14 protein-coding genes are annotated in these 13160 nt (G+C 39.8%); 13 read left to right on the plus strand and 1 reads right to left on the minus strand.

Features of this window, described 5'->3' with window-relative positions; all coding sequences use genetic code 11:
- Window positions 1-21: 21 nt before the first annotated feature.
- The 5 genes from rplT to ACLV7W_RS03870 all read left to right on the plus strand — a co-directional run bounded on the left by rplT (window position 22) and on the right by ACLV7W_RS03870 (window position 5021).
- Window positions 22-381, plus strand: a complete 360-nt coding sequence (gene rplT / locus ACLV7W_RS03850) for a 50S ribosomal protein L20 (protein ID WP_000124834.1) — start codon at window positions 22-24, stop codon at window positions 379-381.
- Between the two features lie 58 nt (window positions 382-439).
- Complete coding sequence (locus tag ACLV7W_RS03855; protein ID WP_000157153.1) at window positions 440-820, plus strand: VOC family protein; 381 nt, start codon at window positions 440-442, stop codon at window positions 818-820.
- Between the two features lie 248 nt (window positions 821-1068).
- Window positions 1069-1869: a dihydroorotate dehydrogenase electron transfer subunit gene (locus ACLV7W_RS03860; protein ID WP_060628467.1), complete on the plus strand. Its 801-nt coding sequence runs from the start codon at window positions 1069-1071 to the stop codon at window positions 1867-1869.
- The gene (locus ACLV7W_RS03865) at window positions 1832-2818 is read left to right on the plus strand and encodes a dihydroorotate dehydrogenase (RefSeq protein ID WP_411865464.1); all 987 of its coding nucleotides are present in this window, start codon (window positions 1832-1834) and stop codon (window positions 2816-2818) included. The genes ACLV7W_RS03860 and ACLV7W_RS03865 overlap by 38 nt, the downstream gene beginning before the upstream one ends.
- A 127-nt stretch (window positions 2819-2945) precedes the next feature.
- Window positions 2946-5021: a glucosaminidase domain-containing protein gene (locus ACLV7W_RS03870; protein WP_153209668.1), complete on the plus strand. Its 2076-nt coding sequence runs from the start codon at window positions 2946-2948 to the stop codon at window positions 5019-5021.
- A gap of 81 nt (window positions 5022-5102) precedes the next feature.
- Here the strand turns inward: ACLV7W_RS03870 and ACLV7W_RS03875 are convergent, their stop codons facing one another.
- Window positions 5103-6359 carry an ISL3 family transposase gene (locus ACLV7W_RS03875; protein WP_411865465.1) on the minus strand — a complete coding sequence of 419 codons (1257 nt, stop codon included), beginning with the start codon at window positions 6357-6359 and terminating at the stop codon, window positions 5103-5105.
- Between the two features lie 221 nt (window positions 6360-6580).
- Here ACLV7W_RS03875 and ACLV7W_RS03880 point away from each other — a divergent pair, with 221 nt between their 5' ends.
- The 8 genes from ACLV7W_RS03880 to ACLV7W_RS03915 all read left to right on the plus strand — a co-directional run bounded on the left by ACLV7W_RS03880 (window position 6581) and on the right by ACLV7W_RS03915 (window position 13158).
- Window positions 6581-6901, plus strand: coding sequence for a PadR family transcriptional regulator (locus ACLV7W_RS03880; protein WP_411865466.1), 321 nt, complete (start codon window positions 6581-6583; stop codon window positions 6899-6901).
- Between the two features lie 3 nt (window positions 6902-6904).
- Window positions 6905-7720 (plus strand): hypothetical protein, encoded by an 816-nt coding sequence (locus ACLV7W_RS03885; protein ID WP_411865467.1) that lies wholly within the window; start codon window positions 6905-6907, stop codon window positions 7718-7720.
- A gap of 69 nt (window positions 7721-7789) precedes the next feature.
- Window positions 7790-8026 (plus strand): DUF2829 domain-containing protein, encoded by a 237-nt coding sequence (locus ACLV7W_RS03890; RefSeq protein ID WP_000141924.1) that lies wholly within the window; start codon window positions 7790-7792, stop codon window positions 8024-8026.
- Window positions 8019-8717 carry a 3-oxoacyl-ACP reductase gene (locus ACLV7W_RS03895; protein WP_411865468.1) on the plus strand — a complete coding sequence of 233 codons (699 nt, stop codon included), beginning with the start codon at window positions 8019-8021 and terminating at the stop codon, window positions 8715-8717. The genes ACLV7W_RS03890 and ACLV7W_RS03895 overlap by 8 nt, the downstream gene beginning before the upstream one ends.
- A gap of 10 nt (window positions 8718-8727) precedes the next feature.
- Window positions 8728-9246, plus strand: a complete 519-nt coding sequence (locus tag ACLV7W_RS03900; RefSeq protein ID WP_411865469.1) for an NUDIX hydrolase — start codon at window positions 8728-8730, stop codon at window positions 9244-9246.
- Window positions 9206-10075, plus strand: a complete 870-nt coding sequence (locus tag ACLV7W_RS03905) for a putative PEP-binding protein (RefSeq protein WP_411865932.1) — start codon at window positions 9206-9208, stop codon at window positions 10073-10075. The genes ACLV7W_RS03900 and ACLV7W_RS03905 overlap by 41 nt, the downstream gene beginning before the upstream one ends.
- A complete protein-coding gene (locus ACLV7W_RS03910; RefSeq protein WP_049542979.1) occupies window positions 10050-10490 on the plus strand; it encodes an ASCH domain-containing protein in 441 nt (146 codons plus the stop codon). Before ACLV7W_RS03905 ends, ACLV7W_RS03910 begins: the two co-directional genes overlap by 26 nt.
- 121 nt (window positions 10491-10611) lie before the next feature.
- Entirely contained in the window at window positions 10612-13158 is a 2547-nt protein-coding gene (locus tag ACLV7W_RS03915; RefSeq protein ID WP_261184467.1) for a M1 family metallopeptidase, read from the plus strand.
- Window positions 13159-13160 lie beyond the last annotated feature (2 nt).

Genomic DNA, 13160 nt, shown 5'->3' on the forward strand with positions numbered 1-13160 from the left:
AATATTTGGAGGAAATAAAACATGGCACGTGTTAAAGGTGGCGTTGTATCACGCAAACGTCGTAAACGTATTCTTAAATTAGCTAAAGGTTACTATGGAGCTAAACACATCTTGTTCCGTACTGCAAAAGAACAAGTAATGAACTCTTACTACTATGCATACCGTGACCGTCGTCAGAAAAAACGTGACTTCCGCAAATTGTGGATCACTCGTATCAACGCGGCAGCTCGTATGAACGGACTTTCATACTCACAATTGATGCATGGTTTGAAATTGGCTGAGATCGAAGTTAACCGTAAAATGCTTGCTGACTTGGCTGTTAACGATGCAGCAGCTTTCACAGCTCTTGCAGATGCAGCTAAAGCAAAACTTGGTAAATAATAACAGATAAGACTGGAACAGGATTGTCCCAGTCTTTTTAAAAATAAAGGAGAAAAATATGGCTTCAAAAATGCTACATACTTGCTTGCGAGTAGAAAATCTTGAAAAATCAATCGCATTTTATCAAGATGCTTTTGGATTTAAAGAATTGCGTCGCAGAGATTTTCCAGACCATGCCTTCACGATTGTCTATCTAGGTCTTGAGGGTGATGACTATGAGTTGGAGTTGACTTATAACTACGATCACGGTCCTTATGTGGTTGGAGATGGCTTTGCCCATATCGCCCTCAGTACACCTGATCTTGAAGCTCTTCATCAAGAGCACAGTGCAAAAGGTTATGAAGTGACTGAGCCAAATGGCCTACCAGGAACTGCGCCTAACTATTACTTTGTCAAAGACCCTGATGGCTACAAGGTCGAAGTCATTCGTGAAAAATAATCTCGTGAGGTTAAGTAGAATGTTCGTTTTCTACTTGACTTTTTTTAGCTGAAAGAGTATACTAGTAAAAATTTAACCTTTAAGGGGAGTCCAGAGAGACTCACAAGGTGTCAGATAAAAGAATAGTACAATTTTCTAGAGGAGACTTTTTGAGTGTGCTCTCTTCTGTTGTACAATTTTAACTGAGGCCTTGCACTAGCAAGGTCTTTTCTTTATCTGGTCCCCTTAAAATTTAAGGAGGAGAAGTCATGAATCCCACATGTAAGAAACGTTTGGGTGCAATTCGTTTGGAAACCATGAAGGTGGTAGCACAGGAGGAAATCGCGCCAGCAATCTTTGAATTAGTCCTAGAAGGGGAAATGGTTGAAGCTATGCGAGCAGGCCAATTCCTTCATCTGCGTGTGCCTGATGATGCCCATCTTTTGCGTCGTCCTATTTCAATTTCGTCTATTGATAAGGCAAATAAGCAGTGTCATCTTATTTATCGGATTGAGGGAACTGGGACAGCTATTTTTTCAACCTTAAGTCAGGGAGATACTCTTGATGTGATGGGTCCTCAGGGAAATGGTTTTGACTTGTCTGACCTAGATGAGCAGAGCCAGGTTCTCTTAGTTGGAGGTGGGATTGGTGTACCTCCTTTGCTTGAGGTGGCCAAGGAATTACATGCGCGTGGTGTGAAAGTAGTGACAGTCCTTGGTTTTGCTAACAAGGATGCTGTTATCCTTGAAAAGGAATTGGCCCAATATGGTCAGGTTTTTGTAACGACAGATGATGGTTCATATGGCATTAAAGGAAATGTGTCTGTTGTCATCAATGACTTAGACAGTCAGTTTGATGCTGTTTATTCATGTGGGGCGCCTGGCATGATGAAGTATATCAATCAAAACTTTTATGACCACCCAAGAGCCTATCTATCTCTGGAATCTCGTATGGCTTGTGGGATGGGGGCTTGCTATGCCTGTGTCCTAAAAGTGCCAGAAAGCGAGACGGTCAGCCAACGCGTCTGTGAAGATGGTCCTGTTTTCCGAACAGGAACTGTTGTATTATAAGGAGAAAATCATGACTACAAATCGTTTACAAGTTTCTCTACCTGGTTTGGATTTGAAAAATCCGATCATTCCAGCATCAGGCTGTTTTGGTTTTGGACAAGAGTATGTCAAGTACTATGATTTAGACCTTTTAGGTTCTATTATGATCAAGGCAACGACCCTTGAACCACGCTTTGGCAATCCAACTCCAAGGGTGGCAGAAACACCTGCTGGTATGCTCAATGCAATCGGTTTGCAAAATCCGGGTTTAGAAGCTGTTTTAGCTGAAAAGTTACCTTGGCTAGAAAGAGAGTATCCAAATCTTCCTATTATCGCCAATGTAGCTGGTTTTTCAAAACAAGAGTATGCGGCTGTTTCTCATGGTATTTCCAAGGCAGCTAATGTGAAGGCTATTGAGCTCAATATTTCTTGTCCCAATGTTGACCACTGTAATCACGGACTTTTGATTGGTCAAGATCCAGATTTAGCTTATGATGTGGTGAAAGCAGCTGTCGAAGCCTCAGATGTGCCAGTTTATGTCAAATTAACCCCTAGTGTGACCGATATCGTTACTGTCGCAAAAGCTGCAGAAGATGCGGGGGCAAGTGGCTTAACCATGATCAATACTCTGGTTGGAATGCGTTTTGACCTCAAAACCAGAAAACCAATCTTGGCCAATGGAACAGGTGGAATGTCTGGTCCAGCAGTCTTTCCAGTAGCCCTCAAACTCATCCGCCAAGTTGCTCAAACAACAGACCTGCCCATCATTGGAATGGGGGGAGTAGATTCGGCTGAAGCTGCCCTAGAAATGTATCTGGCTGGTGCATCTGCTATCGGAGTTGGAACAGCCAACTTTACCAATCCATATGCCTGTCCTGATATTATCGAAAATTTACCAAAAGTCATGGACAAATACGGCATTAGTAGTCTAGAAAATCTCAGCAAGGAAGTAAAAACCAGCCTTAGATAAGCTAGACCATCCTTATTGTTAATAAGAAATAGAATTTTCATCATTTTGTAATATTTTCTTCTTTTAACTATGTTAGAATAAAGTTAATTACGAATGATGTAGACGAATATCTACTTAGGGGAGTAAAATGAAGAGAACACTACTTGTAAGCACGGCAGTGCTTGCATTGGCAATTGTGCCCACATCAGTCTTTGCTGAAGATAGTACAACAACGGACCAAAGTCAAACGACGAATAAGAATCAATCTGTGGACAAAAATCAGTCTAAAGATAAAAATCAGACACCAGTATCAGAAGAGAAAAAAGTTGTTGAAAATACAAAGAATGAAACTGAAAAGACGGAAAAAAAGAAAGAACCAGTTGTTGTAAAAGAAAATAATTCTAAACAAGAGGCTATTCCAAATAAAGAAAAAGTTGAAGAAGCTCATAAGAATGGTTGGCAGAAAGAGCATGGGAAATGGCTTTTTTATGAGAATAATCAACCAATCAAAAATTGGAAAAAAATTGCGGGTGTCTGGTATTTATTTGATCAACATGGAATCATGGCCAGCAATACTATTGTTAATGACTATGCTTTTCAAACTAGTGGAGCAATGGTAGAAAATTCCTGGGTAAAAATTGCGGATAAATGGTACTATGCTACAGATTCAGGAAAGATTGTTCGTAATAGATGGGAAAAAATTAGCAATGTTTGGTATTACTTCAAGCAAGATGGAGTTATGGCTAGCAATGTTCTAGTGAACGATTATCTTCTTAATAGTAGTGGAGCAATGGCTCAAAATGCTTGGGTGAAGATTACTGATAAATGGTATTATGCTACAGATTCAGGAAAGAGCCTTCGTAATAAATGGGAAAAGATTAAGGGCACATGGTACTATTTTAACAGTGATGGTGTGATGGCTAGTAATCAGTGGAAAGATGATTACTATCTAAAAAATAGTGGAGCAATGGCTCAGAATGCTTGGGTGAAGATTACTGATAAATGGTATTATGCTACAGATTCAGGAAAAATCCTTCGTAATAAATGGGAAAAGATTAAGGGCACATGGTACTATTTTAACAGTGATGGTGTGATGGCTAGTAATCAGTGGAAAGATGCTTACTATCTAAAGAATAGTGGAGCAATGGCTGAAAAAGAATGGATTTTTGATAAATCTTATAATAGCTGGTTTTACCTAAAATCAGGTGGTGCTTATGCTTCACGTGAATGGATTGGTGCTTATTACCTCAAATCTGGTGGTTATATGGCCAAGAATGAATGGATTTTTGATCCTAACTACAATGCATGGTACTACCTGAAAGAAGATGGAAGTTATGTTACTGGTGGTTTTAATATCAAAAATAAAGAGTATTTCTTCCAGAGTGATGGAAAGTGGATTCAAAGCCCCAAATATTTTAAGGTTAAACCAATCACAGCCTATATTTATAGCGAATCAGGAGATATTTTGAGCTATGTCAATCAGGGAAGTATTGTGACCCATGATGGCTCTAAAAGCAAGGGTAGTCGTCTAGCTGTTTCAATATCAGGCTTGTCTGGTTATATGAATCAAAGTGATTTGGCTTTAGTTGAGGAAGGAAGTGAGTTTATTCCTCACTATACTACTGACGGAAGATTCCTATATCATGAACTGTCTCCATACACTAGTATTCGGGTAGCTCCACATACTTCAGCTATGAAAATTGGTAAGAAGTATTATTCAAAGGATGGAGAACATTTCGATGGGTTTACTATCAAAAATCGTTTCCTTTTCAAGAATTTAACTGAACCAACCAACTATAGTGCGGATGAATTAAATAGAGTTTATTCGATGATGAATATCCGAGACAGCCGTCTTGCTGGTAAAGGAGCAATTTTTAAAGAAGCTGAAAAACGTTATGGTGTCAATGCTCTCTATTTAATGGCTCATAGTGCGCTAGAAAGTGCTTGGGGACGAAGCCAAATTGCTAATGATAAAAATAACTTCTTCGGAATAGCTGCTTACGATACTAGTCCCTATGATTCAGCTAAGAAATTTGATGATGTAGATAAAGGAATTCTTGGTGCGGCCAAGTGGATTCGTGAGAACTATATTGACCGTGGAAGAGATCACCTTGGAAATAAAGCGACAGGAATGAATGTTCGCTATGCATCAGATCCGTACTGGGGTGAAAAAATAGCTAGTATCATGATGAATATCAATAGCCGACTTGGTGGAAAAGATTAAAAGATAAGCAACGATAACTGCTGAAAAGTGGTTGTCGTTTTTTTATTGGCTCTTTGTCAACTGTAGTGGGTTGAAGAAAAGCTAAGCTCGAGAAAGGACAAATTTCGTCCTTTCTTTTTTGATGTTTAGAGCGATAAAAATTCTTTTTTTGAAGTTTTCAAAGTTCCGAAAACCAAAGGCATTGCGCTTGATAAGTTTGATGAGATTATTGGTCGCTTCTAATTTGGCGTTTGAATAGGGTAGTTGAAGGGCATTGACAATTTTCTCTTTGTCCTTTAGAAAGGTTTTAAAGACAGTCTGAAAAAGAGGATGAACCTGCTTTATATTGTCCTCAATCAGTCCGAAAAATTTGTCTGCCTCTTTGTTCTGAAAGTGAAAAAGCAGGAGCTGGTAGAGATGATAGTGGTGTTTCAAGTCTTCTGAATAGTTCAAAAGCTTGTCTAGAATCTCTTTATTGGTCAAGTGCATACGAAAAGTAGGACGATAAAAACGTTTATCGCTAAGTTTACGACTATCCTGTTGGATGAGTTTCCAGTAGCGTTTGATAGCCTTGTATTCATGAGATTTTCGTTCAAACTGATTCATGATTTGGACACGCACACGACTCATAGCACGGCTTAGATGTTGTACAATATGGAAACGATCTAGAACGATTTTAGCACACGGAAAAAGTTTTCTAGCCAAGTCATAGTAGGGACTAAACATATCCATAGTAATGATTTTCACTCGACATCGGACTGCCCTATCATATTTAAGAAAGTGATTTCGGATAATAGCTTGTGTTCTACCTTCAAGAACAGTGGTGATATTGAGTTTTTCAAAATCTTGCGCAATGAAACTCATCTTTCCCTTTGTAAAGATATACTCGTCCCAGGACATAATCTGTGGAAGGCGAGAAAAATCATGTTTAAAGTGAAAGTCATTGAGCTTGCGAATAACAGTTGAAGTTGAAATGGACAGCTGATGAGCAATATCGGTCAAAGAAGTCTTTTCAATCAGCTTTTGAACAATTTTTTGATTAATGATACGAGGGATTTGATGATTTTTCTTTACTAGAGGAGTCTCAGTGACCGTCATTTTAGAGCACTGATAGCAGTTAAAACGGCGTTTTTTAAGGAGAATTCTAGTAGGCATACCAGTTGTTTCGAGGTAAGGGATCTTAGACGGTTTTTGAAAGTCATATTTCTTCATTTGACTTCCACAATCAGGACAAGATGGGGCATCGTAGTCCAATTTAGCAATGATTTCTTTATGTGTGTCCCTATTAATAACATCCATAATTTGGATATTGGGGTCTTTAATGTCGAGTAGTTTTGTGATAAAATGTAATTGTTCCATATGATTCTTTCTAATGATAGTTTGGTCGCTTTTCATTATAGATGATATGGGACTTTTTTTCTACAACAAAATAGGCTCCATAATATCCATAGGGGATTTACCCACTACAAATATTATAGAACCTTTTTATTTAACTATTATGCTTTACAAACTAGTGTGGAAGTGGTATATTATATATGAATCTACTAGTAGGTATTACAAAATAGAAAGAAGGGGAAGGGATGAAGGAAACTCAACTATTAAAAGGTGTTCTTGAAGGTTGTGTCTTGGATATGATTGGTCAAAAAGAGCGATATGGTTATGAGTTGGTTCAGACTTTGCGAGAGGCTGGATTTGACACTATAGTTCCAGGAACTATTTATCCTTTGTTGCAAAAGTTAGAAAAAAATCAATGGATAAAAGGCGACATGCGTCCGTCGCCAGATGGTCCAGATCGGAAGTATTTTTCGTTAACGAAAGAAGGAGAAGAGCGTGTATCGGTCTTTTGGCAACAATGGGATGATTTGAGTAAAAAAGTAGAAGGGATTAAGAATGGGGGTTAAACCATGAAGAAAATGAAGTATTATGAAGAAACAAACGCTTTGTTGCATGAGTTTTCTGAGGACAATCAGCAGTATTTTGAGGAGCTGTGGGAAAGTTTTAATCTTGCTGGATTTCTCTATGATGAAGACTATCTCAGAGAGCAGATCTATTTGATGATGCTAGATTTCTCAGAAGCAGAACGAGATGGTATGAGTGCAGAGGATTATCTAGGTAAGAATCCTAAAAAAATAATGAAAGAGATTCTCAAGGAAGCACCACGCAGTTCTATCAAGGAGTCACTGTTGACGCCAATCCTTGTCCTAGCGGTATTACGTTATTATCAACTACTAAGCGATTTTTCGAAAGGCTCTCTCTTAACAGTTAATTTGCTCACGTTTTTAGGGCAACTGATTCTTTTTCTGATTGGATTTGGACTTGTGGCCACAATCTTACGTTGGGGGCTAGTCCAAGATTCTCCTAAGAAGAAAATTGGCACTTATATTGTCGTTGGAATTCTTGTTCTGCTAGTCGTTCTGGGATATGTAGGAATGGCAAGCTTCATACAAGAAGGGGCCTTTTATCTTCCTGCTCCCTGGGATAGTTTCCTTGTCTTTACGCTTTCTCTAGTCATCAGTATTTGGAATTGGAAAGAAGCGGTCTTTCGTCCATTTGTCAGTATGATTGTTGCCCACCTTATTGTAGGTTCTCTGCTCCGTTACTATGAGTGGATGGGCATTTCAAATGTTTTCCTTACAAAATTCATTCCTTTAGCTGTTCTTTTTATTGGCATTTTTCTCTTGTTCCTTGGGTTTAAGAAGATAAAATGGAGTGAAATATAGTCAAAAAGCTGTTGCAAAGCGGTTTTTTGTTATAATTAAATGAAGAATGTAGAATTAAAGGAGAATAACATGACATTTGAAGAAATCTTGCCTGGGTTAAAGGATAAGAAAAAATATGTACGTACTGGTTGGGGAGGGGCTGAAAACTATGTCCAACTTTTTGACACTATCGAGCAAAATGGGGTTGCGCTCGAAGTGACGCCCTATTTCCTAATCAACGTGTCTGGTGAGGGTGAAGGATTTTCTATGTGGAGCCCAACACCTTGTGATGTTTTAGCGACGGATTGGGTAGAAGTGCATGACTAAACGTGTACTCATTACAGGTGTGAGTTCAGGTATTGGATTGGCTCAGGCTCGACTCTTCTTAGAGAAGGGTTATCAAGTTTATGGAGTTGACCAAGGTAAAAATCCACTTTTAGAGGGTGATTTTCACTTTTTACAGAGAGATTTGACCTTGGACTTGGAGCCAATTTTTGACTGGTGTCCTCAGGTGGATATTTTGTGTAATACTGCTGGAGTTTTGGATGATTACAAACCTCTTTTGGAACAGACAGCGCAGGAAATTCAAGAGATTTTTGAAATTAACTATGTGACTCCTGTTGAGTTGACTCGTTATTATTTGATACAAATGCTGGAGAATAAAAAAGGAATTATTATCAATATGTGCTCCATAGCTTCGAGCCTAGCTGGTGGCGGTGGACACGCCTATACTTCTTCAAAGCACGCCTTGGCTGGATTTACCAAGCAGTTGGCTTTAGACTATGCAGAAGCTGGAATTCAGGTCTTTGGGATTGCTCCAGGAGCAGTCAAGACGGGTATGACCGCTGCTGACTTTGAACCAGGTGGGTTGGCTGACTGGGTAGCTAGTGAAACGCCGATCAAACGCTGGATTGAGCCAGAGGAAGTAGCAGAGATCAGCCTTTTCTTAGCAAGTGGAACAGCAAGCGTTATGCAAGGACAAATCCTGACAATAGATGGTGGCTGGAGCTTAAAGTAGGAGTAGTTGGATGGAAATCAAAAAACACTTTGGAGTTTATGGTGTTTGCTATAAATATGGTTACCTTCTTTGTATTCAAAAAACAGCAGGTCCCTACAAAAATAGGTTAGACCTTCCTGGTGGCAGTCAGCAACTTGGTGAAGGACTGACGGAAACGCTGATTAGAGAAGTTATGGAAGAGACGGGATTTACCGTTAGAATCTACTCCAATCCTCGAATCTACGATGTTTTTGTCAGGGAAGGGTTAACAAATTTTATGGTTCACCATATCATGGCATTGTATGATGTCGAGATAAACGAGAAGGTATCTCAAGTGAATATTTCTGAAACTGTCTCTGATGGTGTGAATGATTCTCTTGGATATGTTTGGAAGGCAATTCAAGAAATCACAGAAGAAAATGCATCGCCATTAGTTTTGAAGGTTAAGTCTGAATTATTAGGATTTCCAGAACTGGACAAGACCTTGTATATGAATTGGAAGGTGAATGATGAGAAACCAACTAGCTCTGAGTGGCGAAAAAAATCTTGAAAAAATTTATCCTCAGTTATTGCACCACGTAGGTATGATTAGAGGCGAATACTTGTTGAGAGAGCTCAATCAAAATATCCTGTTACCAAATTGTCAGCAATTTGTAAAAGATTATCTAGACACTATTTGTTCCTTCTACTCAGATGAGGAGGTCTGGTATCGTTTTTCTGAATTAACGAATACAGAAGCCAATTGTTTAGAGGGAACTAAACAGCATTTTGACGAACGTCATCCCTTGTTTGGATATAGAGGAACGAGGCGTTTGCTGGCGTGTCCGGATGAATTTCAGGCTGAAGCACATGTCGTTACAGAAGTTTATCAAAACAATCCCAATCTATCTGTTATCTTTCCTTTTGTCAATGATGCTGAGCAGTTAAAGCAAGCTATTACAGTATTGCGTCAGCAGGGTTTTACTGGGAAAATTGCCACGATGATTGAATTACCGTCAGCATATTTTGACTTGGACAGCATACTGGAAGCTGATATTTCAAAGATTGTAGTTGGAATGAATGATTTGACTTCTTTTGTTTTTGCCACTGTGAGAAACAGTCAATGGCATGATATGGAAAGTCCAATTATGTTAGATATGTTAATACAGATGCAGGATAAAGCAAGGATGGAAAAGATTGATTTTGCTGTAGCAGGCTATCTGAATACTTCTTTCATACAAAAAATGAATCAGATGGGTATCGAATGCATTATCCACTATAGTTCTATTCCAGAGATTTTTAATTTAGAGATTGACCATCCAGATCATCTTAAACACATAAAAGAAGAAAGTAAAAAATTACAAAGGAGCACCCATGACACCGCAAGAAATGTGGAATGACTACAAGAAAATTAACCCCTCTATAGGAGATGAAATCGATGCTTGGGCTTTTGGAGTGGAACCAGATCTTTTAGCAGATTTGGTTTTAAAAGGCGAAAAGACTGCAACAGCCTCAGCCTACGACCTCTATGCACTAGAAGCCGAGTCTCTTCCTCAAGAAGGGACCTTTGATGTCATTTTAGACAGTCAAAATCAGGCTGTCTGTATTGTCGAAATTACAAAGGTTTCTGTTGAATCCTTCAATCGAGTGTCAGCTGAACATGCCTATAAGGAAGGTGAGGGAGACAAATCACTTACCTATTGGCGTCAGGTTCATGAGAATTGTTTCGCCGAGTGGCTGAAAGAAGTAGGACTGACTTTTACACCTGAAAGCAAGGTTGTTTTAGAAGAATTTCGCAAGGTCTACCCACTGTAGACTATTAGAAGGAAGAAAGTTTTGGAAATCGCCGTCCAATCCTTTTTTCTCCAGCAAAACATGATATAATAAGTTTGTTTGAAGAAGAGCTCTAGCTCTTAAACTTAGATAGGAGAAAACTATGCAAGCAGTTGAACATTTTATTACGCAATTTGTTCCTGAACATTATGATTTATTTTTAGACTTGAGTCGTGAGACCAAGACGTTTTCAGGGAAAGTGACCATCACTGGTCAAGCACAGAGTGACCGCATCTCCCTCCACCAAAAAGACTTGGAAATCGCTTCTGCAGAAGTTGCAGGGGAAGCTCGTCCATTTACAGTTGACCATGAAAATGAAGCCCTTCATATTGAATTAGCTGAGGCTGGTCAAGTTAAAGTGGCTATCGCTTTCTCAGGAAAAATTACAGACAACATGACAGGGATTTACCCTTCTTATTACACAGTTGATGGAATCAAGAAGGAAGTTTTGTCTACTCAGTTCGAGAGTCATTTTGCGCGCGAAGCCTTTCCATGTGTGGATGAGCCAGAAGCCAAAGCAACTTTTGACCTCTCTCTACGTTTTGACCAAGCAGAAGGTGAATTGGCCTTGTCTAACATGCCAGAAATCGATGTTGAAAACCGTAAGGAAACAGGTATCTGGAAGTTTGAGACAACACCTCGCATGTCTTCTTACTTGTTAGCCTTTGTTGCGGGTGATTTGCAAGGTGTGACGGCTAAAACTAAAAACGGTACCCTTGTAGGTGTCTACTCAACCAAAGCCCACCCATTATCTAACCTTGATTTCTCACTGGACATCGCTGTTCGCTCAATCGAGTTTTACGAAGATTACTATGGAGTTAAGTATCCAATCCCTCAATCTCTCCATATCGCCCTTCCTGACTTCTCAGCTGGTGCTATGGAAAACTGGGGTCTTGTGACCTACCGTGAAGTTTGCTTAATTGTAGATGAAAACTCTACATTTGCCAGTCGTCAACAAGTTGCCCTTGTTGTGGCCCATGAATTGGCTCACCAATGGTTTGGCAATCTCGTTACTATGAAATGGTGGGATGACCTTTGGCTCAATGAAAGCTTTGCTAACATGATGGAATATGTCTGTGTGGATGCCATTGAGCCAAGCTGGAATATCTTTGAAGATTTCCAAACAGGTGGAGTGCCTCACGCTCTTGAACGAGATGCGACTGATGGTGTTCAGTCTGTCCACGTCGAAGTTAAACATCCAGATGAAATCAATACGCTCTTTGACGGAGCTATCGTCTATGCCAAAGGAAGTCGCCTCATGCACATGCTTCGTCGTTGGCTAGGCGATACCGATTTTGCCAAAGGTTTGCATGCCTACTTTGAAAAACATCAGTACAGCAATACAATTGGTCGTGACCTTTGGGATGCCCTTGGTCACGCGTCTGGACGTGATGTCGCAGCCTTTATGGATTCTTGGTTGGAACAACCTGGTTACCCAGTTCTTACTGTCAAAGTTGAAAATGATGTCTTGAAGATTTCACAAAAACAATTCTTCATCGGTGAGCACGAAGATAAGAACCGTCTCTGGGTTGTGCCACTAAATAGCAACTGGAAAGGTTTGCCTGATACACTCGAAACTGAAAGCATCGAAATCCCTGGCTACGCAGCCCTTCTTGCTGAAAATGAAGGAGCTCTTCGTCTCAATACTGAAAATACAGCTCACTACATTACAGACTATCAAGGAGACTTGTTGGATGCAGTTCTTGCTGACCTAGTTGAGCTTGATAACACAAGTAAACTGCAAATCGTTCAAGAACGTCGCTTGCTTGCTGAAGCAGGGCACATTTCTTATGCTGACTTGCTACCAGTTCTTGATAAACTAGCTAAGGAAGAATCTTACCTTGTCGTTTCAGCTGTTTCTCAAGTAATTTCTGCCTTCGAGCGCTTTATCGATGAAGGAACAGAAGCTGAAAGAGCCTTCAAAGCCTTGGTTGCTAAATTGGCTCGTCATAATTATGACTGTCTTGGTTTTGAAGCTAAAGATGGCGAATCAGATGAGGATGAATTGGTTCGTCAGTTGGCTGTTTCTATGATGATTCGCTCAAATGATGCAGAAGCTAGTCAAGTCGCTAGTCAAATCTTCGCGGCTCACAAGGAGAATCTTGCAGAACTTCCAGCAGCTATTCGCTCACAAGTTCTGATCAATGAGATGAAACATCATGAGACTAAAGACTTGTTAGCACTTTATCTTGATACTTATACTCACGCAACAGATGCTGTCTTTAAACGCCAGTTGGCAGCAGCTCTTGCATACAGTACAGATGCGGATAATATCCAAAACTTGATTACTTCATGGAAGGACAAATTTGTGGTCAAACCACAAGACTTGTCTGCTTGGTACTTCCAGTTCTTAAGCCATCAAGCAACTCAGGAAACAGCATGGTCTTGGGCTCGTGAAAACTGGGCTTGGATTAAGGCAGCTCTTGGTGGAGATATGAGCTTTGATAGCTTTGTTATCCTTCCTGCTCACGTATTTAAGACTCAGCAACGCTTGGCAGAGTACAAGGAATTCTTTGAACCGCAACTTTCTGACCTTGCTCTTAGCCGTAACATCGGTATGGGAATCAAGGAAATTGCAGCGCGTGTTAACTTGATTAACCGTGAAAAAGCTGCAGTGGAAGTAGTCGTTCTTCAATACGGAAATGCATAAAT

This window comes from Streptococcus mitis, assembly GCF_965111735.1.
In the GTDB taxonomy this organism is placed as follows: domain Bacteria; phylum Bacillota; class Bacilli; order Lactobacillales; family Streptococcaceae; genus Streptococcus; species Streptococcus mitis_DR.

What these genes read in the sequence shown, in the direction of transcription:
- ACLV7W_RS03855 (WP_000157153.1), top strand. Translation starts at nt 440, where the DNA reads ATGGCTTCAAAAATGCTACATACTTGCTTGCGAGTAGAAAATCTTGAA.
- ACLV7W_RS03890 (WP_000141924.1), top strand. Translation starts at nt 7,790, where the DNA reads ATGACATTTGAAGAAATCTTGCCTGGGTTAAAGGATAAGAAAAAATAT.
- ACLV7W_RS03880 (WP_411865466.1), top strand. Translation starts at nt 6,581, where the DNA reads ATGAAGGAAACTCAACTATTAAAAGGTGTTCTTGAAGGTTGTGTCTTG.
- ACLV7W_RS03905 (WP_411865932.1), top strand. Translation starts at nt 9,206, where the DNA reads ATGAGAAACCAACTAGCTCTGAGTGGCGAAAAAAATCTTGAAAAAATT.
- ACLV7W_RS03875 (WP_411865465.1), bottom strand. Translation starts at nt 6,359, where the DNA reads ATGGAACAATTACATTTTATCACAAAACTACTCGACATTAAAGACCCC.
- ACLV7W_RS03910 (WP_049542979.1), top strand. Translation starts at nt 10,050, where the DNA reads ATGACACCGCAAGAAATGTGGAATGACTACAAGAAAATTAACCCCTCT.
- ACLV7W_RS03870 (WP_153209668.1), top strand. Translation starts at nt 2,946, where the DNA reads ATGAAGAGAACACTACTTGTAAGCACGGCAGTGCTTGCATTGGCAATT.
- ACLV7W_RS03860 (WP_060628467.1), top strand. Translation starts at nt 1,069, where the DNA reads ATGAATCCCACATGTAAGAAACGTTTGGGTGCAATTCGTTTGGAAACC.
- rplT (WP_000124834.1), top strand. Translation starts at nt 22, where the DNA reads ATGGCACGTGTTAAAGGTGGCGTTGTATCACGCAAACGTCGTAAACGT.
- ACLV7W_RS03895 (WP_411865468.1), top strand. Translation starts at nt 8,019, where the DNA reads ATGACTAAACGTGTACTCATTACAGGTGTGAGTTCAGGTATTGGATTG.
- ACLV7W_RS03915 (WP_261184467.1), top strand. Translation starts at nt 10,612, where the DNA reads ATGCAAGCAGTTGAACATTTTATTACGCAATTTGTTCCTGAACATTAT.
- ACLV7W_RS03885 (WP_411865467.1), top strand. Translation starts at nt 6,905, where the DNA reads ATGAAGAAAATGAAGTATTATGAAGAAACAAACGCTTTGTTGCATGAG.
- ACLV7W_RS03865 (WP_411865464.1), top strand. Translation starts at nt 1,832, where the DNA reads ATGGTCCTGTTTTCCGAACAGGAACTGTTGTATTATAAGGAGAAAATC.
- ACLV7W_RS03900 (WP_411865469.1), top strand. Translation starts at nt 8,728, where the DNA reads ATGGAAATCAAAAAACACTTTGGAGTTTATGGTGTTTGCTATAAATAT.